The following is a 24,041-nucleotide window of genomic DNA, read 5'->3' on the forward strand; positions in this document are numbered from 1 at the left end:
CGTTAGCCTTGGTGTTCCGCGTTTCCGCAGCGGCGCCGCATAAAGGGAAGTCGCCACAGCGAAGTAGGAGCATGCGATGTCAGTTCCATGCAAGTCTGAGCTCAGCCTTCTGAACCACGACGAGCGCGAAGTCATATTGAGTACGCACCATCCCGTGGTCGGAGAGATGGAGCGCGATGGACTTGAGAGCCTTCGCGCCCGACTTCGGGATCTGCGCGACAGGGAGCGTACATTGTCGCGGCATCGACGCCGCGAAACAAAGGGAACAGCCGACCCGCGCGGCAAGAGTTTCTCCGGCACGGCAGAGCATGCAAACCGGCGCCAATCGGTTTTCGCTGCCGCCATCAAGCGCGTCAAGAACGAGCTGAGGCGCATCCGGAAGTTTGAAGCACGACGGGAGCTCGGGGAAGCGGCGCGACGGGCGTTAGCACTCCGTCGGGCGCGTCAGTTTTCTCGCCCGCAGACGACCCCAACTTCGCATGACGGCATGCGGTCCATCCCAAGCCGTCGCCGGCTCAAGAAACTCCCACCGGAAAAAATCGGAAGAGTCTCGCAGGCCAACAAGCGGGCGCAGGCCCGACGAGACGCCAAACGCGGACGCGGCAATTGAGACCGAGACCGACAATCTTGCGGATCGAGGCTGCGTGCCGGACCGGCGCAATGGCGTCCTCGCCACTTCCAAGACTACAGTGTCGAAGCCTGCAGCTTCTATCTCGCTTTCCTGACCCGCCGATCCAGATGATATGTCAACGCCAGCGAGAGGCAGACGGTGAGCTCCTGCTTCGGCAGCGCGCCGGATAGGGGCAACAGCAAAGCCCTGGTCTGCCGATATTCGAACTCATCGGGAAAGCGCTCGCGGAACGTATCGACCAGCGTCGTCTTGCAGTTGAACAAAATGGCGGCGTGCTCGGAGTCCTTGAGGCGGCCGAGCCGGATCGTGCTGCCGCTGCCGGTCTCATCGGTCAGGTAAGCCGGCTCGCCCCATTTCAGGGTCTCGGTGAGCTTGCCGACATCGTGATGTGCCGCAGCGGTCGCGAAGATCAGCTCACGTACCTGGAGCAAGCGCTTGCCGATCGGCGCCGGAAGGGCGCGGAAGGCACGGTCCACCTCGCGCGGCAGCGGCGGCGCAGTCACAGCGGTCTCCGTTCACAAACGAAGTGCAACACGCCACGCTTGTAGCCCGGATGGAGCGAAAGCGTAATCCGGGGAATGCTTCCATACTGCGAGAACCCGGATTTCGCTGCGCTCCATCCGGGCTACGGCAGCAGTGCTTGAGGCGCAAGACGCCTCAGAGCATTCCCAGCGCCTGCATATAGGTCTCGAGGATCGTCTCGGCCTCGGCGCGCTCGTTCGGGTCCTGCTTGCGCATGCGCACGATGGTGCGCAGCGCCTTGACGTCGTAGCCATTGCCCTTGCTCTCGGCATAGACGTCGCGGATGTCGTCGGAGATCGCCTTCTTCTCTTCCTCCAGCCGCTCGATGCGCTCGATGATGGATTTGAGCTGGTCCTTGGCAAATTTCGTCGCGGGCTCGTCGTCGCGGACGGCGGCGGAGGTGGCCATCTTGGTACTCCCAATGGAACTGGCAAAACGAGGTGACGCCGGCATCCTCACCGCGCGTGCTGGTTGACCCTTAGGGTTCGCCGCTCTCGCGTTCAAGGCAGCATCGCGCTCGTCCACAGCGCGCCCACACCTTCCTGCGGCGAGGCCAAGAAAGAAGTTGTGTGGTGCGACTCACCGCCAGACTGCCGGCGAGGCCGTTCAGTGCCCGGGATGGACCTTCTTCATCGCCTCGATCTGCTCGGGCGTGGCCGTGCCCTGGTGCTTCGCCTTCCAGGTCTCGTAGGGCATGCCGTAGACGGCCTCGCGGCTCTCGTCCTTGCTTAAGCTCACGCCCTGGGCGTCGGCGGCGTCCTTGAGCCAGTTGGACAGGCAGTTGCGGCAGAAGCCGGCCAGATTCATCAGATCGATGTTCTGGACGTCGGTCCGCGTCTTCAGATGATCGACCAGGCGCCGGAAAGCGGCCGCCTCGAGCTCCGTTCTGGTTTTGTCGTCGATTGCCATGGCTGGATCCCTTCGGCCTGAATTGGTTCTGCCCCCGATGGGGGTCACCCTTACGGGATCAGGTGGGCCCTTGTCACAGATTTTGCCATATCACGGCGCAAACGGCGCCAGAGCCAACCCGAAGGCCGGTTCCCCGGCCCTACGCCAAATCGTCAATCATCTGGTATACGTTCCGCGACAATGATCGCCGAATCTCCCCGCGTCCCCCTTCGCCTGCTCGCCCGGTTGGTCCCGGTGCTGGTGGTTGGCCTGCTGTGCCTGTGGGCCAGCCCGGCCTCCGCCGACTTCCGGCTTTGCAACAACACCTCGAGCCGGGTCGGCATTGCGCTCGGCTACAAGGACGCCGAGGGCTGGACCACCGAGGGCTGGTGGAACATCTCGTCCCGCTCCTGCGAGACCCTGCTGCGGGGAACGCTGGTCGCCCGCTACTATTACATCTACGCGATCGACTACGACCGCGGCGGCGAATGGTCGGGCCAGGCCTTCATGTGCTCGCGCGACAAGGAATTCACCATCCGCGGCACCGAGGATTGCCTCGCGCGCGGCTACGACCGGACCGGCTATTTCGAGGTCGATACCGGCGAGCAGCGGGCCTGGACGGTTCAGCTCACCGACGCCAACGAGCAGCCGTCACAGCAGCAGCGCGTGCCCGGCCTGCCGGGCCCGGTCGGCCCGGGTGGCGGCGTTCCGGGTTTGCCCAATAGTCCGCCCGGTGGTACGCCCCCCGCCGCGCCTGGCCTTCCGCCAGCCCCCTCGCCACCGTCTGGAAATAAGCCATGAGGCGTCTTCGCCGTATCAAGATTCTCGCGACCCTGGGACCTGCCTCTTCGGACCTCGCGATGATCCGCCGCCTGTTCGAGGCCGGCGCCGATCTGTTCCGCATCAATATGAGCCACACCCCGCATGACAAGATGCGGGAGCTGGTCGCGACGATCCGCAACGTCGAGAGCAGTTATGGCCGGCCGATCGGCATCCTGGTCGATCTCCAGGGCCCGAAGCTCAGGCTCGGCGCCTTCGCGGAAGGCGCGGTCCAGCTCCAGAACGGCCAGATCTTCACGCTCGATTCCAACAAGGCGCCGGGCGATGCCACGCGCGTCAATCTCCCGCATCCGGAGATCCTGGCAGCACTCAGGCCCGGCCATGCGCTGCTGCTCGACGACGGCAAGGTGCGGCTGATGGCCGAAGAGACCTCGAAAGAGCACGCGGTGACCCGCGTCGTGGTCGGCGGCCGGATGTCCGACCGCAAGGGCGTCAGCCTGCCGGATACGGACCTGCCGGTCTCGGCGATGACGCCGAAGGACCGCGCCGACCTCGAGGCCGCGCTGGTCACCGGCGTCGACTGGATCGCTCTATCTTTCGTGCAGCGCGCCGACGACGTCATCGAGGCCAAGAAGATGATCCGCGGCCGCGCCGCCGTGATGGCCAAGATCGAGAAGCCGCAGGCGATCGACCGCCTCGCCGAGATCATCGAGGCCTCCGACGCGCTGATGGTGGCGCGCGGCGATCTCGGCGTCGAGCTGCCGCTGGAGCGTGTGCCGAGCCTCCAGAAGCAGATGACGCGCATGGCGCGCCGCGCCGGCAAGCCGGTGGTGATCGCAACCCAAATGCTGGAATCGATGATCCAGTCGCCGGTGCCGACCCGCGCCGAAGTCTCGGACGTCGCCACCGCCGTCTATGAAGGCGCCGACGCCATCATGCTGTCGGCGGAATCGGCGGCCGGCAAATTCCCGGTCGAGGCGGTCTCGACCATGAACCGCATCGGCGAAGAGGTCGAGCGCGACCCGATTTATCGTTCCGTGCTCACCGCGCAGCGCCCCGCGCCAGAATCCACCGCCGGCGACGCCATCGCGGACGCCGCCCGCCAGATCGCCGAGACGCTCGATCTGCCGGCCCTGATCTGCTGGACCAGCTCGGGCTCGACCGCGGTGCGCGTCGCGCGCGAGCGGCCGAAGCCGCCGATCGTGGCGATCACGCCCAACATCGCGGCCGGACGCCGGCTGGCGGTGGTCTGGGGCGTGCATTGTGTGGTGGCGGAAGACGCGCGCGACCAGGACGACATGGTAAGCCGCGCCGGCCAGATCGCCTTCCGCGACGGTTTTGTCCGCGCCGGCCAGCGCGTGATCATCGTCGCCGGCGTGCCGCTCGGCATTCCCGGCACCACCAACATGGTACGCATCGCCTCGGTCGGCCCTGAGGGCGGCGCGGATATCTAGTCCGCGGGAGCCCGGCAAACAAAAAAAGACGAAAACAACCCCATGCACAGTAGCCGGCGTTGCCGGCGAAGGTGCTCGGGTTTTGTGGAAAGGCGCGCTCGGGCAATGACCTGAGCGGAATCAGGTCTCGGCCCCGGCCGCGACCTGCTCTTCAGGCCCCGACCAGCGCTTTCGCGGTCGGCAGCAGCGTCTGCTGCACCACCAGACCGCGGGCGCGGGCGTCCATCACACCGACTGCGCGCAGGGCCAGCAGCGTCACGGTCTGCACCGCATCGCGCATCCTGGCGGGATCGTCGAGATTATCGGGCGCGAGCGGCCCGACCAGAGCCTCATGCAGCGCCCCCAACAGCGCGGTGGCGGCCAGCGCGGTATCCTGCGCAGGCAAATGGCCGGCCCGCACGGCGGCGTCGATCCGCGCGGCCATCTCGCCGGCGATCTCGCGGCGGCTGGCGAGGCGGGACGCGCTGACATCGACGTCGACCGGCTCGGCCAGGATGCCCCAGGCCAACCTGCGCTGCGACAGCGTGTGGACCGCCACGGTGGTGACGGCCGCCGCCAGCGCCGAGGATGGGCCGGGCGCGGCATCGGCCGCCCGGCGGATCGCCGCGAGCTCGTCGCGCGACACCTCGGCTATCAATTCGGAGATCAGCTCGGACTTGGACGGGAAGTAGCGGTAGACCGTTCCGGCCGCGACACTGGCCCGGACAGCAACCGGCGCGATCTGCACCGCAGCCATCCCGCCTTCCGCCGCAGCTTCCCGCGCCGCAGCAAGGATCGCACTGCGCCTGGCCGCAAGGCGCTTCACCACTTGATGCGTTCGCCGATAAACCATGGCGCGCTTCCTGTCCCACACGCCAGCCGCACGCCCCGCGCGGCCGAACGCGTCGTCCCTGCAATAGATGCAAATCGTCCCGCAAGGACTGAACAACTATTCAAAGTGAATGACAAGATGCAAATGCGTAGAACGTCACGCCGGACGGACGGGAGCCCCAGCCTGGTGACGCCGGCTGGAGGGCTTTGAAGAAGAACGTGCGGGGAAGCTTGCCTGCGGGCCCATCCTTCGAGACGCCCGCCTACGGCGTGCCCTCAGGATGAGGTCGCGTTTCGCGGCAAGATATCAGACCCTCTTGGTGAGGAGCCCACCAAAGCGGGCATCTCCGGACGATGCTCCGCATCGCCGGGCGAACCATGCAGGCCGAGCAGCCTCCGGCTCACCACCCCGCAAAAGAAAAGAGCCCCGTCCGGGACGGGGCTCTCGAAACTCTCAGATCGTCCGGTCTTACTTGAGGCTGGACGAGATCGAGCCGAACTTGGTGTTCAGCGAGCTGCCGAGGTTGTTGACGACGGTGATGATCGCGAGCGCGATGCCGGCAGCGATCAGGCCGTATTCAATGGCGGTGGCGCCGGATTCGTCCTTCACGAAACGCGAAACGAGGTTCTTCATAGACTGCTCCCAAAGAGTACACGTGGCTTACAAATGGTCTGGTCTTCTCGGCTTCCCAGCGCCGCCCGACCATGGAACCGAACCTAGAGGCAAAGAATTGCGCCGCAGTTAATTCGACTGCGGAAACACGAAGCGGATTGCACGTATTCGACGATGGTAAAGGAGAATTGAAAACAATCCGTTAAATCGCAGCTATCCGCGGCAATGCCGCGGAGGCGCGATTTACCCGAAGTTATGACCGCGCATGGTCCAATGCCGCCCGCTCGGCCTGAAGCACGACGAGATGAATCGTTCATCGCGCTTCAGGTTATTGTTTGAGCATGATCTTCTCGGAAAACCGCTACACACTTTTCCGGATCATGCTCCGGCCGACAAGAACAAGCAGGACGACGAGGCGGCATGTCACTTTCCTTTGCCAACAGCATTGCGGTGCAGAGCCGCGCGCGAGCACTGCTGCCGCTCTGCGTCGGTGCCGGCACCTATCTGTTCTTCCTCTTCGTCGGCGACACGCTGCTTCAGGACTCCGACTCGTTCTGGCAGATCAGGATCGGGCAATGGATCCTCGATCACGGCGCCCTGCCCTACACCGACTTCTATTCCTTCACGCGCCCAGGAGAATCCTGGATCTCGACGTCGTGGCTGTCGCAGGTGCTGTTCGCTTTCTCCTACGCGCAATGGGGCTGGGCAGGTCCGGTCATCCTCACCGCGACCGGGATGGCGCTCACCGCTGCAGTCTTCGTCTATCTGCTCGACGCGCAGATCGAGGCGCCGCGCGCGGTGCTGTTCGCGATGCTGGCGTTGCTGCTGTCGATCCATCACGTGCTGGCGCGTCCGCATATTCTGGCGCTGCCCGTCATGGTGGCGTGGGTCGGCCTGCTGATGGCGGCTGCCGACCGCAGAAGCGCGCCGTCCTGGACTTGGCTGCCGCTGATAGCGCTCTGGGCGAATTTACATGGCGGCTTCGTGCTGGGCCTCGCACTGATCGGTCCGATCTCGCTCGAAGCGGTCGAGCATGCCGAGAAGGGACAGCGGCTGAAGCTGTTCATGCGCTGGGTGCTGTTCGGCGTCGGCGCGCTGATCGCTGCCTGCTGCACGCCGTACGGCTGGCGGACGCTGATGGGCGCAACCAACATCCTCAGCCTCGGCGAATTGCTGTCACTGATCTTCGAATGGATGCCGGCGAACTTTGCCACCTTCACCGGGTTCGAAGGCGCACTGCTCGGCCTGATCGCGCTCGGCTATTATCGCGGCCTCGTGCTGTCGGCGCCGCGGATCTTCCTGATCCTGTTCCTGACCTGGAGCGCGCTGACCCATGTCAGGAATATCGAGGCCTTCGCCTTCCTGGTGCCGCTGGTGCTGGCAAAGCCGCTCGGCGAGATGTTCGCGCGCCCGCCAGCGGACACAGCCGGCGCCGACCGCTGGCCGGCCCGCTATGTCACCGCGCTCGGTGCGCTCATGATCGTGGCCGCGAGTTGGACCTCGACCTCGCTCTACATGGGACACCATCGCTTCACGTTCACGATGGCGCAGACGCCGGTTGCGGCGGTCGACCTGCTCGAAAAACTCAGGGTGCAGCGCATCTTCAACGCCTATCAGTTCGGCGGCTATCTGATCTCGCGCGACGTCCCTGTTTACGTCGACGGCCGCGCCGAGCTCTATGGCGAAAAGTTCGTCATGGACTTCTTCAAGGCGACGGAAGGCAAGAAGCCCGAGCTGCTGCCGCGCCTGCTCGACCAGTACAAGATCGACGCGACGCTATTGGTCGCCGATGCGCCGGGCCCGCAAATCCTCGACCAGCTCAAGGGCTGGAAGCGGATCTATACGGATGACATCGCGGTGATCCATGTGCGGGACAATGCTGACGGAGCTGCGGTGCCGTCGAAGTGAGGACGTAGCTTCAGGCGTGTCCTCTCAGATGCGACGTTCGCTAAAAGATGTGAAGCGGACTTAGGCACGCACTCCGGCCATTTCGCCGTTTGACCCAAGGCGGTCGTCAAGCGGCAATGTCAATTGCTGTTATTCGACTGATGCGCCCGGAGTCAAGATAGCAGCGATGACAAAGGCTCGCGCGGTTCTCGTGTGAGTTTCAACCATCTGCCTCGTGTCAACGACCAAGAGCCATTCATGTTCGACAATCTGATGACCCTCTTGGTTATTCTGTCCTTCGGCTTTCCCGCCGTGCCGTGGTTTTTGGGTGCGCGATGGGGGTCGAGAGGAGTTTGGCTCAGTACAGGATTTGCCGTAGTCATCCTGCTATGTTTGTTTCCAATATTGTTTTGGGTTGCATGCGGTGCCTGTGGGCAGGGCGCGATAGCCATCTTTGTGCTGGGGCCGATCTGGATCGCCTCGGCATTGCTTACGGTCACTTCGGCGGCGTTCGCTTACTACAAATTCGCGCGCTGATTTCCGCAAGACCGCGAAGGCGCCGGGGGTAACGATACCGCCCACGCTGGGCATCGCAGATGAAGTGATTGAGTAAAGCATCAGCGATGTCAGCTTGTGGCCCATCAGCGAAATGGCGACACCTTTCATTGAGGTCCGCTTGGTGGCGTAGAGCGGACTGACTTTACTCACTCTGCGTTCTTCGCATTTTGACCCAAGGCGGAAAAACCGCACAGTTTGGGATCGCCTGATGGTTCAATTCGTTTGTTGCAGCAAACTCGGAAGTTCACTCATCCGATGAAAGGTTTTCCCGCAGACCCCGCGCAATTCGATTTCAGCGCTCGGATCGCCGCCGGTAAAGCCCAGAACTTGCATTCCCGCAGCCTTTGCTGCGTAAGCCCCCGACAAACCGTCTTCGATGACGATGCAGCGTGACGGATGAACGTTCAAGGTTTGCGCCGCATGAAGGAATAAGCCCGGCTCTGGCTTCCATGAACCCACTTCGTACGCGCTGAATATACGTCCCTCGAAATGATCTAGGAGCTTCGTCAATCCGAGCGTGTGTGTCAGCTTTGACATGGGCCCGTTAGACGCCACACAGGTAGGAATAGCTATTTCAGCTAACGCCGCATGAATTCCTTCGACGGGCTTCAGTTCGGCATCAAATGCTGACGCCGTAGCTCGTCTAAGGTCCGCAACGAAGGTGTCCGAAACGCTGCGACCTAACCTGCGCTCAATTTCATGCACGCAGTCGGCCATTTTTCGCCCGCGGAAAAGCTTGATTGCTTCCTCCACGCCAATCCCAGCTCCTTCCTGCGATGCTGCGCGGGCTAAGACGGCCAGCGCGATTGTTTCACTATCGACCAAGACGCCATCCGCGTCGAAAATGATGAGTTCAATCACGGTGGGGTCATTAGAAGCACGATCACGTTAGGAACGGACGTAGTTAGGTTAGAAGCTTACCCGTTCCGACGATACAGAGGGAGCACTTTGTCTGCTTCTGGCCCGTATGAGACCTGGCGAGGGGTACTAAAGATGTCCGCTCACTGGGGCTGACCGGAAGTCGTCTCGGGAGAACCAAACCGACGCGATTGACCCAAAGCCGACCTCTGCTGAGATCCGCTATTGCGCCGCTATCAGGGGCACAGCGGACCTCATACGCGCCCTGACTGCCGGGCGTTCTGCGAGTACAAGCCTCGGTGCGCCTCGTGAAACCGGCTCAAGAACCTTCAGCCGTTTCGCTGCGCGGCTGGCGGATGGTTTCCTCGGGCGTGCCGATCCTCGGCCATGATGCCGGCATTCATGAAGCCGACGCAGGTCGAGACATCGGAAGAAGGCCATCTCGTGCGTGACCAGCATGATGATGCCTTCGGCGCTTCTGGCCCCGGTCACCCCTTGGCAGCAACGTACCCATAAAAATTCATAAGAAAGTCCCGAACGGCGAGGGGCTTGACGGCACCGGTTTTTTCCTGCGGATGCGGTATCACGTAGTCTCCATCGCCATATGAGAAGACCTTCGCCTTCACGTACCCGTTCATCACTTGTATCTTCTCGCGCAGCACGACCCAGTGCATTGTAAACGCGGAGCCTTTATCGGACTGGTCGTCATAGTCGATCATATTGGCGCTTATGAAAAGACATACGCGATATCCGCTGTCGAGCAGCCGGTTGGCTTCGTTTACATCGTCGATGTCTTTGTTGTATCGCGAAATGTTGGTATTCTCCCGCACGTCCCGGTATCCTGCCTTGCGAAACCATTGCTCCATTTCGCTCGGCAGGGTGACACCCGCAAGATCGCTGATCTTGCCTGTGTCGTCGAAATCGAGGAACCAGTTCTCCGAATCGCGTATGGAGGCGCATGTCAGCCAATCGACGTGGTCCAGCGACCAGGGTGGCGTGAAGTTCCTCACATCCTTTCCCGGCTTGATCAGCAGGCGGCCAAGGTTCGCCTGCCCCTTCTGATAGAGATCGATCGCGAACCGCGCGTAAGACCCTGGCTTGTCGGACGCGTAGCCGAACATCAGGGCGGATGGCCCGCACAGACTTCCCTGATCTTGATTGATGAGGCTCGGCTTCGCAATGCGCCTGAGAATACCTATGCCGACGCGGTGTGGGTCGAGCTTCGGAAAGAACGTCGTCCTCGTGTTTTTCAGGAAATCGCAGACCATTTCCGCGGCTAGTTTTTTCTGGTCGGAATTGAGGTCGTACGGTCCGATCCCGCGCTTCTCCTTGTATTCTTCTCCGACGAAGAGCGTGATGAGCTTTTTCGAGGTGGGGGAGAGCGTTCTGGAGGTGTTCGCAATGGTGGTCAGGTCGTCCAGCTCGAATGCGGTGACCATGCCGTCTGCGACGGTAGCCCGGATGATGTCAACGATCTCTGCGTAGTCCAGCTTTGAATCGTCGATGAGGCCTTTGCGAAGTGCAGCATCGACGGAAGGAGTCGCGATTGCGTCCCATTGGCCCTTTGGCAGGGCGGGCTTGGCAGCCGCCTTCGTCGACAGTTCAACGAGCCGACTGAATGTCGGGCCGGCAGGCCGAACATAGCCGTCAGGCGTGCCGGGAAAGTTCTTCTTTTGGAAGTACAGAATCGAGTTGTAAAGGCCGTCGCTGGCGTAACCGGTCACGACCATCTGTGGTTTAAGCGTGTTCTCGGCGCCGCCGTCGGAAATGGCGATCTTGTTGAGCAGCGAAATGACCAGCTCCTGATCCTTTTTCCAGTTTTGGCAGCTGCGCCCTGTCGTCGCGAACCGTCCGACCTTGTCTTTCAACTGCAGCATATCGCGCCTCCCCGGAACGGGAATGCTGCCTCGAACGTCCTGACATGCAGCCGAGGCAGGCGCTGTGGCAAGTCTTCCCGCTGTAGGGTTGGTCGCCCCTGCCGTCCCTTGTGTTCATTCGCAAGGACAGCGGTCGCCCTGTGGCGAGGTTCACGAATGCGTTATGTCTGCCTATCGGGGTAGACCGGAATTCGTCGGCGCACCGCTAGAATGTCGCGAATGGCCCATCAGCGAAGTGGCGACACCTTTCATTGAGGTCCGCTTGGTGGCGTAGAGCGGACTGACTTTACTCACTCTGCGTTCTTCGCATTTTGACCCTAAGCGGTCATCAGAGGCGGACAACCAACGATACCGGCATGGACGCTTCGTTCCAACTGTCTTAGGTTCAAGCCGCAGGTAATCTACAGGCGAGCATGGAAGAACGCTCCTCCGGCAATTCTAAAGAGCGCGCGAATAATCGCTCCATTACGCAACCGTTAATATGGTGGTTCGTTCTAGCCCTTATGGCGCTAGTTGCGTCACAAGTCATGCGGCTGCATCAACATCAAGCGCTAAGTTGGCTTCTCTGGGACTATGCGGGTCGGATCACTGCTCTCACCATTTTGGCGGCAGTGCCTTCTGCTCGAATCGCTGCATTTCCAACAGGTGAACGTCAAATTTCACTTTTTGAGATTGTCCTTTGGATCGTCGGAATTTGCTTGCTAGATCGCTTTGTCCAGTTGCCGCAATCTCTCCTCAATGCGGCATTCCCTACAACCGTTCTCGGCGCATATCCGCACCCGACCGGATGGCTAAAAGCGTTCGATCTTTTTTTTGGCTTAGCCTTGGTAGCTATCAGCGAAGAAGTCATATTTCGCCGATACATCCGGCTAGCATTCCGGCCTTATCTGGGTGACGGCATCCTTGCCGTTCTCACTACGTCAGTTTTGTTCGGCGCAATTCATTGGTGGGCCGGCCTTGGTAATGTCCTTTCTGCGGCTACTGTTGGCCTTTTCCTCATGTTAATGCTGCGGCGGTCGGGTGTGCTATGGCCGGTGGCACTCGCGCATTACCTGCTAGATTTGATCAATTTCGCCTAACGCGCCTTGCAGGTTCGGAAGTCTTACGACTGCTCCTGGCCCATCAGCGAAGTGGCGACACCTCTCATTGGGGTCCGCTTGGTGGGGTAGAGCGGACTGACTTTGCTCACTCTGCGTTCTTCGCATTTTGACCCATAGCGGACGTGAACATTTTGCGTTGGCAAGCGCCGCCAAGACGGACGGTGGCTCGTTGCTATGGACCCGCTCGTCTCGCAACGAGAATATTGGCTATACACTGCAAGACGATTTCGTTTTGTTGATTGCGCACTCGGATTTGGTTGCGCACGATGCCTCGATCAGGTTTCGACTTAGACTCCCGCTTCTCCAGAACAATCATTTCAAGATCGAGTTCATCTCCTGGGCGTACCGGGTTCGGCAGCCTTAACTCATCCCAACCCATTCCGGCGAGGACATGGAGCCGAGGCTGGAGCTTCGGCGTGAGCGAGATGAAGATCGAAAACGTATGGGCGCTCGATGCGGTTAGTCCTCCAAAAATTGAACGTGCTGCTGCCTCCTCATCGAGGTGACGGGGCGCTGGATCATATTGCTTGGCGAACTGGACGATCTCTTCCTTCGAGACCAGATAAGGACCAGCCTTGCTAGTCATACCAATTTCGGCATCTTCAAAATACAGCTGGGTCATGGCTTCGTCCTCTGCGGATGAAGTAAATCAGGCACGGCTCAACGCGGCGGGATTATAACCCTTTTCAAGCATCAATTTCTGTTCTTGTCCGGCTAACCCGCACGTCGTTCAGGCCATTCGCACCAATTTCCAAGGCAGACTTTCCCGGATGAGCAAACACTAAAGGTCATCATCCGAAAATCAGCTTGTGGCCCATCAGCGAAATGGCGACACCTTTCATTGAGGTCCGCTTGGTGGCGTAGAGCGGACTGACTTTGCTCGCTCTGCGTTCTTCGCATTCTGACCCGTAGCGGTCTTCCATTGATCTAGATCAACGTGAGGTACATCCAGGAAGTTTGGTTCAATCGTCGAACAAGAGAGGACGCTTATGAGCGATCATCCAGAAGACGGTCCCCCGAACGAATCCTCCTCAAACGCATTCGAAAAAAAGAGGCGCGGCAATGACGGCATGCAACGACGCGACCTTTTGCTGGGTGGTTCGTCGCTCGCTGCGATGACGGCTTTGGCGGCGACGGCGCCAGCGACCGCTCAAGTGCAACAGGCTGCACCGGCACCTGCAGCGGCACCCGCATCGACGGGGCCGAAGCTTGGCGAGATCCTGCCGTTTCCGCAGCCGCCGCGTCCTGTCATCACCGAGCCGGATTGGCGCAAGGTGCCGCAGCCGAAGCCAGTGTCGATCCGGCCGCCGAAGGGCGCCCCCAACATCCTGGTCATTCTTCAAGACCAGACTTCCTATGCGGACCCATCGACCTTCGGCGGACCGATCAACTTCCCGACCATGGATCGTCTCGCCAAAGAGGGGCTGACCTACACGAACTTTCACGTCAACAGTCTGTGTTCGCCGAGCCGCACCGCGCTATTGACCGGACGCAATCAACATCAAAATAGCCAAGCCGCTGTAGTTGACGGTGCGACCTCATATCCCGGCGACACCGGCATGCGGCCAAAGAGCGTTGCGCCCATCGCTGAAATTCTTCGACAGTGGGGCTATTGCACGTCGATGTTCGGCAAAAGCCACGAGACGCCGCCGTGGGAAACCAGCATGAGCGGCCCGTTCGACCGCTGGCCAGCGCGACAGGGCTTTGAAAAATTCTATGGCTTCATTGGCGGCGAGAAGAACTTGTTCCGGCCCTACCTCGTGGATGGCACTACCGAACTCGGCGTGCCGCGCGACCCAAACTATCATTTCAACGTCGATATCACGGACAAGGCGATAGGCTGGATACGTGGTACGCGCTCGCTGACCCCGGATCGTCCGTTCTTTATGTATTACGCCACGGGCGGCGCGCATCCGCCTCACACGCCGCCGAAAGAATGGCTCGATGTCTACAAGGGGAAATTTGATCAGGGGTGGGACAAGCTACGCGGGGAAATTCTTGCGCGTCAGATAAAGATGGGCCTGATGCCTCCGGGCACCAAGATTGCTGAAAACCCTCCTGAAATTCCAAAATGGGACGCCCTTTCGGACGACGCGAAGAAGGTGCTTTCGCGACAAATGGAAGTCTATGCAGGCTATGCCGAGCATACCGACCGCGAGATCGGGCGTTTGATCGATGCCATCGGGGATCTCGGCGAACTCGACAACACCATCGTGATCTATATCGCCGGCGACAATGGCGGCACCGCGATCGGTGGTCTAAACGGAACCTACAATGAATGGTCCAACCTCAACGACGCCCCCGAAGACATCCCGTATCTCAAGACCCGAATGGACGAGTATGGCGGACCGAACTCTTACCCCAACTATTCGGTGGCCTGGGCAATGGCCGGCTCCACGCCGGCAACCTGGTGCATCAATGCCTGTCAGGGCGGCGGCCAGAATCAGGGCATGGTCATTCGCTGGCCCGGCGGCATCAAATCGAAAGGGGAAATCCGCAGGCAATATACCCACCTGATCGACGTTGGCCCCACCATCCTTGAAGCCGTCGGCATCCCCGAGCCAAAGATAGTCAACGGCGTCGAGCAAATTCCGATGGCCGGCACCAGCATGATCTACTCGTTCGACGATGCGGCGGCAAAGGATCGCCACACCGTCCAGTACAATGAGTGCAGCGGCAATCGCAGCATCTACAAGGACGGCTGGATGGCCTGCGTGATGCACCGCGCGCCATGGGAGAGCAGCCCCCGCGTCGATGACTACGCCAAGGACAAATGGGAGCTTTACAATGTGGCCGTGGACTTCGGACAGGCCACCGACCTCGCCGCGCAAAATCCCGCGAAGCTGAAAGAACTGCAGGATCTATTCCATCAGGAGGCGATCAAGTTCGGCGTTTATCCGATGGATGACCGCTCCTTCGCACGGTTGAATGCGACCAATGCCGGACGGCCCGACATCATGGCTGGCCGTACCGAGGTGACCTACTACGCCGGGATGACCGGCATGGCTGAAAATGTCTTCATCGACACGCTCAGCCGTTCCTATGTTGTCACCGCCGACCTGGTCATTCCCAAAGGCGGCGCCAACGGCGTCGTGGTCTCGCAGGGTGGCCTGTTCGGCGGCTGGAGTCTTTACGTCAAGGATGGAAGACCCAAGCTCGCCTACAACTGGCTGGCGCGGGAGAAATACTTCATCGAAGGCAAGGAGGCTCTACCGGAAGGCAAGGTCACGCTGGTCTATGATTTCACCTATGACGGCGGCGGCCTGCACAAGGGCGGCACCGGCGTGCTGTCGATCAACGGCAGGAAAGTCGGCGAAGGCCGCATCAATAAGACGCAGGGTGCGGTGTGGTCGCTGGCCGGTGAGACCGCCGACATCGGCATGGATGCCTACTCCCCAGTGTGCGATGACTACGATCCTTGGGAAAACGCCTTCACCGGCACCATCAACACCGTGAAGATCAAACACAAGGCTTGAGCGCAAGACTTGGCCTTTCCCCGTTACGCGAGGAGGGCTCTCTTTGTGTCCCGCGCCAACACCAGTCCGCTCCTGGCCCATCAGCGAAGTGGCGACACCTTTCATTGAGGTCCGCTTGGTGGGGTGGAGCGGACTGACTTTGCCCGCTCTGAGTTCTTCGCATTTTGACCCTGACCTGACATTGACCCTAGCCCAAAAGGAACACCCTGTGCTTTGATACGTGGGACGGAATCTACCGATCTCGCGGGGGCCGTTTTGGCCGACAATTGCGTGGAACGGAGGCTTGCGGCAATTCTGGCGGCGGATGTTGCCGGATACAGCCGCATGATGGGTATGGACGAAGAAGACGTGCTGGCTCGCCTCAAGGCCGCCAGAAAGTCTCTTTTCGATCCCTCCATCGCCGCGCATCGCGGACGGATCGTCAAGACGACCGGCGACGGCATGCTGGTCGAGTTCGCCAGCGCCGTCGATGCAGCGCGATGCGCCATCGAGGTGCAGCGCGGCATGGTTGAGCGAAATGCCGCGGTGCCGCAGGCCAAGCGGATCGAATTTCGCGTCGGCATCCACGTCGGCGACATCATAAGCGACGAAAATGATATCTTCGGGGACGGCGTCAATATCGCCGCCCGCCTTGAAGGCATCGCGCAACCCGGCGGCATCTGCATCTCCGAGGACACGCAACGTCAAATCCGCGGCAAGATCGATATCGCCTTCGAGGACATGGGTCCGCAGAACCTGAAGAACATTGTTGAGCCGATGCGCGCGTGGCGATTGAGAATAAACGCGGACGGTTCTGCGGCAATCTCGAAAAGGTCGCCTGTCGAGACCACCCAGGCTCTGGCGCTGCCCGACAAGCCGTCAATCGCCGTGCTGCCGTTCCAGAACATGTCGGGCGATCCCGAACAGGAATACTTCGCGGACGGAATAGCGGAGGACATCATCACCGCGCTGTCCCGTTTCAAGGCGCTGTTCGTCATCGCCCGCAATTCGAGCTTCACGTACAAGGGACGCGCTGTCGACATCAAGCAAGTGGGGCGCGAGCTTGGCGTGCGCTATGTGCTGGAAGGAAGCGTTCGCAAGGCGGCAAACCGGGTGCGCATCACGGGACAGCTCGTCGATACCCCTACGGGAGGACATCTCTGGGCAGACCGGTTTGACGGTGGACTCACCGACATCTTCGACCTGCAGGACCAGGTCACCGAGAGCATAGTCGGAGCGATCGCACCGGCGGTTGAAAAAGCCGAGATCGAGCGCGCCAAACGCAAGCCTACCGAGAGTCTTGATGCCTATGATCACTACTTACGCGGTTTGGCCAGCTCTTATCAGTTTGCTAACCGGCAAGCGAACGAAGAGGCGTTACGCCTATTCAACAAGGCGATCAAGCTCGACCCAGGTTTTGCGTCGGCTTACGGTCGTGCCGCCCTTTGCTACACCTTTGCCAAGACCAATGGCTGGATTTCAGTCACACCGAGCGAGACTGCCAAAGTAGAAAAGCTCGTTCAGAGAGCGGTTGAGCTAGGAAAAGACGACGTGATCGCCCTCGCGGCGAGCGGATATGTATCAGCGTTTGTTTTACTCGATCTCGGGGGAGGCGCCGCCTTGATTGATCGCGCGCTCGTGTTCAATTCCAATTGGGCCGAGGCATGGTTTTGGGGTGGCTGGGTGAAGAACTGGCTAGGCGAGCCGGAAACGGCAATCGAGCGCTTCGCCCGTGCCATCCGCCTCAACCCGCTTGATCCGTTTATGAGCGGGGTGCGAACTGGGACCTCGCATGCCCATTTCTTCCTGGGCCACTATGGCGACGCGGCATCGTGGGCGGCAATGGCGTTGCAGGACAATCCGGACTTTCAACCTGCGTTACGTATGGACGCCGCAAGCAAGGCAATGGCCGGACGACTGAAGCAGGCACAAAAGGCGGTGGCCCGGCTGCGGCAATTGAATCCTTCGGTGCGTGTCTCCAATCTCAAAAGCGTGCTCGGCCCCTATCGGCGCGCCGAAGATCTCGCTCGATACGAGGAAGGGTTGCGGCGAGCCGGGCTGCCCGAATGACCTCTACGGCCACGGTGCGGCAAGAGAGTGAGAGCCGCAACTTCCGCTCTTGGCCCATCAGCGAAGTGGCGACACCTTTCATTGAGGTCCGCTTGGTGGGGTAGAGCGGACTGACTTTGCCCGCTCTGAGTCCTTCGCATTCCAAAGCGGACATTCCCATCGGGACGATGGGAGACCGAAATCACGCCGTTGCTGCCGCATCGTTGGCAACGATCGCCAATATTTCGGCGGCGTGTGAACTCGCGATAAAGTGCCCGCCATCAGCGACTTCGTGCCATACCGCTCCAGGCATCCGCTCACCCAGCGGTTTGTTGACTGCGTAAGGCACAAACGTATCGGCGCTGCCTTGCCACAGATGAACCGGCCTAAGATCGCCGTGACGTCGAATGACCACTGTTGATAGAGCATCTGCGCATCGGTCACGAGACCGTCAACGCCTTGCCGGAAACACTCGCGTCCAGACTCCACGATGGCACTCAACACATCGTCATCAGCAAGCGCCGCGAGGTCAGCGGGGCAGCTCGCCTTCAGCAATGCCTTCTTGTACTGCTCCGGAAACCGCGTCGCAGCGAGATCGATCAGGTCATACATCAGCTGGAAACCCGGCCGGAAATGCAGTGCAAGGAACCCGCCCATGGCGTCGGTCGAGGACAGATCCTTCGCCGCCCAATTCGTACCGAATGCGCCGTAGGATCCGGGAGCGATGCTGGTCACGTGTATCAGCCTCGCGGGATCGAGATACGCCGCTGCCGCGAGCGCCCAAGGACCACCCTCAGACCAGCCTGTGACCGCAAAGCGATTGGTCTCAAAAGCGTTGGCAATCGCTTCCAGGTCCGCGGCCCAGCCTGCGAAGGTGCGACCGTGTTGAGGATCTGATTTGCCTTGGCCTGGACGGTCCACGCACACAAATCTCAAACCAAGTTTGAGCGCGTGAGACGCAAAAACCTTGGCTTCGAGCCGGCTCGATGGTCCGCCATGATTGTGAAGTACGAGCGGACCGTTCGGGTCGCCGACCTGAAGGTAAGCCAGTGATCGACCGCCGATCTGGACTGCACCTTCGCCAAGGCACGCAGCGTTGCTTGAATTTCTCAAATATATGCCCTCCGTCGGGCCTCGATGACTCGTCGATCTCGCGGAGCCTTTGTCTCAGCCAACCATCTCCTTTTTGGAATTTCTCGATCGTAGGCCGCAACAACGGCCGCCATGGTCACACGGCTGTCGGATGTCTGCAACTGGCCCTCGGTAGCCATTTCCGCGTTCAAAGCTGACGCCGGCTTTCGCCCCGATGCGGGCACTTGCGATTTAAAGACCGATCGGTCTATATAACGGTCATGAGCCGCCAAGCCCCAGTGCAGTCGCCCCGTGGCCGCCCCCGAAGCTTCGACGTGGACGCCGCGGTCGAACGCGCGATGGGGGTGTTCTGGTCGCGCGGCTATCACGCCACGGCGCTGCCGGACCTGCTTCGGGCCACGAAACTCTCGCGTGGCAGCCTTTACGCCGCGTTCGGCGACAAGCACTCGCTCTTCCTGCGCGCGCTCGATCGCTACATTGCCGATGCCGTGACGCGGATGGATGTCGAGCTCGCCCCCCGCAGGGAGCCGATCGACGCCCTGCGGGCCTATCTTGCCGGCTATGTCGACCGCACCAGTGGCGCCAACGGCCGGCGCGGCTGCCTGCTGGTGGCCACGGCCATGGAGCTGGCCGGCCAGGATGCCGAGATTGGTCGTCGCGTCGCGGGCTTCTTCAGGGCCATGGAGGCCCGCCTGGCCGATGCGCTGTCCCGTGCGAAGGTGGCGGGCAAGCTGGCCGACGGTGTCGATCCCGCGAGTGCCGCCAAGATTCTGGTCTGTTTCGTCGAGGGCCTGCGCGTGGTCGGCAAGACGGCGCCGGCGCGGGCCACATCGCAAGCCACCGCTGACGCTCTGCTCGATCGGTTCGTCAGGTAGCAACCCAATCAGGTCAAAAAACCCCGGACGCCTCCGCACTTTGTGCGTCAATATCTGGACTGATCGGTCTTGAAAGGAAGATGCCATGACTGCCATCCAGATCGTCTGCGCGGTGGCCGTTCCCCTGCTCTGGGGCTATCAGTTCGTGGCCATCAAGGTCGGCGTTTCGGAGTTTCCGCCGCTGTTCTTCCTCGCGCTGCGCTTCCTCGCGATCGCACTGCTGCTCGTTCCGTTCGTCAAACGGCCGACGCGCGAGCAGTTCGGCCCTGTCGTCGCGATTTCGATCTTCCTTGGTGGCCTGAACTTCGGCCTGTTCTATGTCGGACTCGGGCTCGGCTCGGGAAGCCTGTCGGCCGTCGCGTATCAGCTCGCGACGCCCTTCACCGTCCTGCTGGCCTGGCCGCTGCTCGCCGAGCGGCCGTCTCTCACCACGTCCGCCGGAGTGCTGCTCGCATTCGCCGGCGTTGTCGTGCTGGCAGCGGAGCCTGGCCTGTCGGCCAACGGGCTTCCGCTGCTGCTGGTGGTCGGGGCGGCCTTCGCATTCGCGGTGTCCAACGTCCTGACGAAACGCTACGGCCCTTTCGATCCCCTGATGTTGATGGGGTGGTCGTCGCTGTTCACAGTGCCGCAGGTCATGTTGATGTCGCTGCTGCTCGAATACGGACAACTGGCGAGCCTCGTCACGGCGGATGGACGCGGCTGGCTGGCGCTCGCCTACACGATTTTCATCGGCGGAATTGTCGGGTTCGGCCTCTGGTTCTGGCTGATCGCCCGCTGCTCCATGGGCCGCGTCGCGCCCTTCGGCCTGCTGCTTCCGGTGTTCGCCTTGACGTCGAGCGTGCTGTTCCTTGGCGAGCGCATGACCCCGAAGTTGATCGCCGGCGGGCTGCTTGCGATCGCAGGCGTTGCGATGACACAAGTCAGACCGAGCGCGCGCCCCATTTGAGCCCGGACGTTGCGTTGTGGCATCGATGTCGTCTGCCCGGCAACGGAGATCACGAGGCTTCACGTCTCGGTGGTGGACCGTGTTGCGACGTGACGCCCACAACTTGCCGTGCGCTAATATCCGGTCGAACAGGAGGGCGTATCATGATGTTTCGCAATCTTCTCGCCGCGCTTGTCGTCACGGTCGCGATCAGCGCGGCACATGCGGCACCGCAATGGCTGAACCTGCCGCCGACGCCGACACTGCCCAGGGCGACACAGAGCGGCTTCGCGCCCGTCAACGGCATCAAGGTCTGGTACGCAATTTTCGGCCGCGGCGAGCCCGTCCTGTTGCTGCATGGCGGCCTCGCCAACGCCAACTATTGGGGCCGCCAGGTCCGCGCGCTGCAACGGCACTATCAGGTCATCGTCATGGACAGCCGCGGACATGGGCGCAGCAGCCGCAATCAGGAGCCCTATGGCTACGATCTGATGGCCTCGGACGTGGTCGCCCTGCTCGATCACTTGGGGATCAGGAAAGCTGCGATCGTCGGCTGGAGCGACGGCGCGATCATCGGCCTCGACATTGCGATGAAGCACCCGGAGCGCGTGAGCAAGCTGTTCGCCTTCGCCGCGAATTCGGATCCGTCAGGCGTTGCGGACATCGCGTCGAGCGACGTCTTCAACGCCTACATCGCGAGAGCCGGCGAGGAGTACAAGCGCCTCTCGCCGACCCCGACCGAGTACCAGAGCTTCGTCGCCGAGATTACCAAAATGTGGGAGAGCCAGCCGAAATGGACGGCGTCGGATCTCGCGACGATCAAGGTCCCGACCTGGATCGTGGACGGCGACCACGACGAGGCGATCAAGCGCGAGAACACCGAGTTCATGGCGGCGAACATTCCGGGCGCCGGCCTGCTGATCCAGCCGGAGGTCAGTCATTTCTCGTTCCTGCAGGATCCCGAGCAGTTCAGCGACGACGTGCTGCATTTTCTGGAGCGTGGCGGTGAGAGGCCCGGAGCGGCAGCGAAGTGAGATATCGTAGGGTGGGCAAAGCGAAGCGTGCCCACCGCGTCTATCGCAATTGCCGAGAGATGGTGGGCACGGCGCTACGCGCCTTTGCCCACCCTACGAGACCGGTGCAGAGCCATTACGAGCCCAACTGCATCCACGCCGTCATTGCGAGGAGCGAAGCGACGAAGCAATCCAGACTGCTGCCATGGAAACATTCTGGATTGCTTCGCTGCGCTCGCAATGACGGAGTTTGCGGGCCGGGGACGCGCACCTCTCTTGTGTCCCGGACGCGCTGCTGCGTGCAACGCTGCTGCGCTGAGCCGGGACCCAGAAGGCTACACGGCAAGATGCGGAGACATGGGCCCCGGTTCTGCAGCGCACCGGCGAAGGGGCGCTGCGCTGCGTTCAGGGCACGAGACCGGAGTTTGAAGCGCAGCTGCATCAACATCGGCCAACAAAAAACGCGGCGTTTCCGCCGCGTTTTTCGATTCGATCTGCCGCTTCTCGATTACGCCTGCGGCTGCGGCTCCAGGCCGGGATCCGGATCGGGCCGCGGACGCGACTTGCCGGCCGGGGGCACGGCGGAGGCGCGCGGCGTGGTCGGCTCGAGCACGGACTCGCGGTTCGGCTTCTTGCCCTTGAGCAGGTCGATGATCTCGTCGCCGGAGAGCGTCTCGAACTCGAGCAGGCCCTTGGCGAGAGCTTCGAGGTCGGCACGCTTCTCGGTGAGAATGCGGGTCGCTTCGTTGTAGCCTTCTTCCACGAAACGCCGGATCTCGGTGTCGATCTTCTGGACCGTCGCCTCCGATGCGTTCTGGGTGCGCGACACCGACATGCCCAGGAACACCTCGTCCTGGTTTTCGCCATAGGACACGGTGCCGAGCGCCTCCGAGAGGCCCCAGCGCGTGACCATCATGCGGGCCAGACGCGTCGCCTGCTCGATGTCGGAGGATGCACCCGAGGTCACCTTCTCACGGCCGAAGATCAGCTCTTCGGCGACGCGGCCACCCATCATGATGGCGAGGCGCGAGGTCATCTGCTCCAGCGACATCGACAGCTTGTCGCGCTCAGGCAGCTGCATCACCATGCCCAGCGCACGGCCGCGCGGAATGATGGTCGCCTTGTGGATCGGATCGGTCGCGACGACGTTGAGGCCGACGATGGCGTGGCCGCCCTCGTGGTAGGCCGTCAGCAGCTTCTCTTCCTCGGTCATGACCAGCGACTTGCGCTCGGCGCCCATCATCACCTTGTCCTTGGCCTCTTCGAACTCGGCCTGCGTCACCATCCGCTTGTTGCGGCGGGCGGCGGTCAGGGCGGCTTCGTTGACGAGGTTCATCAGGTCGGCGCCGGAGAAGCCCGGGGTGCCGCGCGCGATGGTCTTGAGGTTGATATCCGGCGCCAGCGGCACCTTGCGGACGTGAACCTTGAGGATCTGCTCGCGGCCGACGACGTCCGGATTGGGCACCACGACCTGACGGTCGAAGCGGCCCGGACGCAGCAGCGCGGGATCGAGCACGTCGGGACGGTTGGTCGCGGCGATCAGGATCACGCCCTCGTTGGCCTCGAAGCCGTCCATCTCGACCAGCAACTGGTTCAGCGTCTGCTCGCGCTCGTCATTGCCGCCGCCGAGACCGGCGCCACGGTGACGACCGACGGCGTCGATTTCGTCGATGAAGATGATGCAGGGCGCATTCTTCTTGGCCTGCTCGAACATGTCGCGGACGCGGGAAGCACCGACGCCGACGAACATTTCGACGAAATCGGAACCCGAGATGGTGAAGAACGGCACGTTGGCTTCGCCCGCGACCGCACGCGCGATCAGGGTCTTACCGGTGCCGGGAGGGCCGACCAGCAGCACGCCGCGCGGAATCCGGCCGCCGAGGCGCTGGAATTTGCCGGGGTCGCGGAGGAATTCGACGATCTCCTGCAGGTCCTGCTTGGCTTCGTCCACGCCGGCGACGTCCTCGAAGGTGACGCGGCCATGGGCCTCCGTCAGCATCTTGGCCCGCGACTTGCCGAAGCCCATCGCCTTGCCGGCGCCGCCCTGCATCTGACGCGACAGGAAGATCCACACGCCGATCAGCGCGATGAAGGGCAGCCAGGAGACCAGCAGCGAGACGAACCACGGCACGTTGTCGCCGGGCGGCTTCGCGGTGATCTGGACCTTGCTGTCATAGAGGCGCTTCACCAGCGTCGGATCGTTCGGCGCATAGGTCTGGAAGCTTGAGCCATTGGTGAAGGTGCCGTGGATATCCGGCCCCTGGATCACGACATCGCGCACATTGCCGCGGTCAACTTCGCTCAAGAGCTGGGAGAAGGCGATGTCCTGCGAGGAGGCGCGCTGACCCGGATTCTGGAAGAGCGTGAACAACGCCAACAGCAGCAAGACAATGATGACCCAGAGGGCGAAATTGCGCAGATTGGCGTTCATCGATCTTCCTTCATGGTCGCGCGGATCGCGGCCTGATCCTTGGGCGGTAGCAGTTACTTTGTCAGTGCGAGGAAATCCCCAAGGAATCCTCTTGGTTAGACGGATACAATTTAGGTGCCGCCCCGGTCGCTGCCAAGGGAACGAGATGGGACTATTTATCCCATCTTAGAGCGATTCCCGCTGAAATAATGGCGATCTGCCCGGGGTTTTTCCTGCCTGGTTA

At 61.5% G+C, this 24,041-nt stretch carries 20 protein-coding genes; 10 read left to right on the forward strand and 10 right to left on the reverse strand.

Going from position 1 to position 24,041, the window contains the following annotated elements; all coding sequences use genetic code 11:
- Positions 1–708: 708 nt before the first annotated feature.
- The 3 genes from AB7245_RS38095 to AB7245_RS38105 form a co-directional block, all read right to left on the reverse strand.
- Positions 709–1,134: a DUF1801 domain-containing protein gene (locus AB7245_RS38095; RefSeq protein WP_085400827.1), complete on the reverse strand. Its 426-nt coding sequence runs from the start codon at positions 1,132–1,134 to the stop codon at positions 709–711.
- Between the two features lie 154 nt (positions 1,135–1,288).
- On the reverse strand, positions 1,289–1,561 hold the full coding sequence (locus tag AB7245_RS38100) for a DUF2312 domain-containing protein (RefSeq protein WP_014492426.1): 273 nt from the start codon (positions 1,559–1,561) through the stop codon (positions 1,289–1,291).
- A gap of 198 nt (positions 1,562–1,759) precedes the next feature.
- Positions 1,760–2,062, reverse strand: coding sequence for a DUF1244 domain-containing protein (locus AB7245_RS38105; protein WP_085400829.1), 303 nt, complete (start codon positions 2,060–2,062; stop codon positions 1,760–1,762).
- 180 nt (positions 2,063–2,242) lie between these two features.
- On the opposite strand from AB7245_RS38105, the gene AB7245_RS38110 reads away from it, so the two are divergent.
- Together AB7245_RS38110 and pyk are read left to right on the forward strand one after the other, a co-directional pair.
- Positions 2,243–2,842, forward strand: a complete 600-nt coding sequence (locus tag AB7245_RS38110; protein ID WP_085400831.1) for a DUF1036 domain-containing protein — start codon at positions 2,243–2,245, stop codon at positions 2,840–2,842.
- Positions 2,839–4,275: a pyruvate kinase gene (gene pyk / locus AB7245_RS38115; RefSeq protein ID WP_085400833.1), complete on the forward strand. Its 1,437-nt coding sequence runs from the start codon at positions 2,839–2,841 to the stop codon at positions 4,273–4,275. The genes AB7245_RS38110 and pyk overlap by 4 nt, the downstream gene beginning before the upstream one ends.
- A 151-nt stretch (positions 4,276–4,426) precedes the next feature.
- Here pyk and AB7245_RS38120 read toward each other — a convergent pair whose 3' ends face one another.
- Together AB7245_RS38120 and AB7245_RS38125 are read right to left on the reverse strand one after the other, a co-directional pair.
- On the reverse strand, positions 4,427–5,107 hold the full coding sequence (locus AB7245_RS38120) for a TetR family transcriptional regulator (protein WP_063981105.1): 681 nt from the start codon (positions 5,105–5,107) through the stop codon (positions 4,427–4,429).
- Between the two features lie 447 nt (positions 5,108–5,554).
- Complete coding sequence (locus AB7245_RS38125) at positions 5,555–5,719, reverse strand: Flp family type IVb pilin (RefSeq protein ID WP_014492421.1); 165 nt, start codon at positions 5,717–5,719, stop codon at positions 5,555–5,557.
- 399 nt (positions 5,720–6,118) lie between these two features.
- Between AB7245_RS38125 and AB7245_RS38130 the strand changes: the two genes are divergently transcribed.
- Positions 6,119–7,606 (forward strand): hypothetical protein, encoded by a 1,488-nt coding sequence (locus AB7245_RS38130; RefSeq protein WP_085400834.1) that lies wholly within the window; start codon positions 6,119–6,121, stop codon positions 7,604–7,606.
- Positions 7,607–7,843: 237 nt separating this feature from the next.
- On the forward strand, positions 7,844–8,122 hold the full coding sequence (locus tag AB7245_RS38135) for a hypothetical protein (RefSeq protein WP_085400836.1): 279 nt from the start codon (positions 7,844–7,846) through the stop codon (positions 8,120–8,122).
- Positions 8,123–8,356: 234 nt separating this feature from the next.
- On the opposite strand, the gene AB7245_RS38140 is transcribed toward AB7245_RS38135, so the two are convergent.
- Together AB7245_RS38140 and AB7245_RS38145 are read right to left on the reverse strand one after the other, a co-directional pair.
- Positions 8,357–9,004, reverse strand: coding sequence for an HAD family hydrolase (locus AB7245_RS38140; RefSeq protein ID WP_085400838.1), 648 nt, complete (start codon positions 9,002–9,004; stop codon positions 8,357–8,359).
- 485 nt (positions 9,005–9,489) lie between these two features.
- Positions 9,490–10,878 (reverse strand): hypothetical protein, encoded by a 1,389-nt coding sequence (locus AB7245_RS38145; RefSeq protein WP_063984876.1) that lies wholly within the window; start codon positions 10,876–10,878, stop codon positions 9,490–9,492.
- A gap of 413 nt (positions 10,879–11,291) precedes the next feature.
- Here AB7245_RS38145 and AB7245_RS38150 point away from each other — a divergent pair, with 413 nt between their 5' ends.
- Positions 11,292–11,957: a CPBP family intramembrane glutamic endopeptidase gene (locus AB7245_RS38150; protein WP_085400840.1), complete on the forward strand. Its 666-nt coding sequence runs from the start codon at positions 11,292–11,294 to the stop codon at positions 11,955–11,957.
- 193 nt (positions 11,958–12,150) lie between these two features.
- Here the strand turns inward: AB7245_RS38150 and AB7245_RS38155 are convergent, their stop codons facing one another.
- Positions 12,151–12,600: a MaoC/PaaZ C-terminal domain-containing protein gene (locus AB7245_RS38155; protein WP_063981102.1), complete on the reverse strand. Its 450-nt coding sequence runs from the start codon at positions 12,598–12,600 to the stop codon at positions 12,151–12,153.
- A 367-nt stretch (positions 12,601–12,967) separates the two neighbouring features.
- Between AB7245_RS38155 and AB7245_RS38160 the strand changes: the two genes are divergently transcribed.
- Entirely contained in the window at positions 12,968–15,454 is a 2,487-nt protein-coding gene (locus AB7245_RS38160) for an arylsulfatase (protein WP_201266167.1), read from the forward strand.
- Positions 15,455–15,709: 255 nt separating this feature from the next.
- On the forward strand, positions 15,710–17,503 hold the full coding sequence (locus AB7245_RS38165; protein ID WP_354078643.1) for an adenylate/guanylate cyclase domain-containing protein: 1,794 nt from the start codon (positions 15,710–15,712) through the stop codon (positions 17,501–17,503).
- Positions 17,504–17,581: 78 nt separating this feature from the next.
- On the opposite strand, the gene AB7245_RS38170 is transcribed toward AB7245_RS38165, so the two are convergent.
- The gene (locus tag AB7245_RS38170) at positions 17,582–18,595 is read right to left on the reverse strand and encodes an alpha/beta fold hydrolase (RefSeq protein WP_439035547.1); all 1,014 of its coding nucleotides are present in this window, start codon (positions 18,593–18,595) and stop codon (positions 17,582–17,584) included.
- A 239-nt stretch (positions 18,596–18,834) separates the two neighbouring features.
- Here AB7245_RS38170 and AB7245_RS38175 point away from each other — a divergent pair, with 239 nt between their 5' ends.
- From AB7245_RS38175 to AB7245_RS38185, 3 genes are all read left to right on the forward strand, one after another.
- The gene (locus AB7245_RS38175; protein WP_201266168.1) at positions 18,835–19,449 is read left to right on the forward strand and encodes a TetR/AcrR family transcriptional regulator; all 615 of its coding nucleotides are present in this window, start codon (positions 18,835–18,837) and stop codon (positions 19,447–19,449) included.
- Positions 19,450–19,534: 85 nt separating this feature from the next.
- Positions 19,535–20,395, forward strand: coding sequence for a DMT family transporter (locus tag AB7245_RS38180; protein ID WP_085400841.1), 861 nt, complete (start codon positions 19,535–19,537; stop codon positions 20,393–20,395).
- A 143-nt stretch (positions 20,396–20,538) separates the two neighbouring features.
- On the forward strand, positions 20,539–21,408 hold the full coding sequence (locus AB7245_RS38185) for an alpha/beta fold hydrolase (protein ID WP_085400843.1): 870 nt from the start codon (positions 20,539–20,541) through the stop codon (positions 21,406–21,408).
- A 487-nt stretch (positions 21,409–21,895) separates the two neighbouring features.
- Here the strand turns inward: AB7245_RS38185 and ftsH are convergent, their stop codons facing one another.
- Positions 21,896–23,818 (reverse strand): ATP-dependent zinc metalloprotease FtsH, encoded by a 1,923-nt coding sequence (gene ftsH / locus AB7245_RS38190; RefSeq protein WP_071909744.1) that lies wholly within the window; start codon positions 23,816–23,818, stop codon positions 21,896–21,898.
- Between the last annotated feature and the right edge of the window lie 223 nt (positions 23,819–24,041).

Source organism: Bradyrhizobium sp. 604_D8_N2_3 (genome assembly GCF_051810765.1).
GTDB classification, from domain to species: Bacteria; Pseudomonadota; Alphaproteobacteria; order Rhizobiales; family Xanthobacteraceae; genus Bradyrhizobium; species Bradyrhizobium barranii.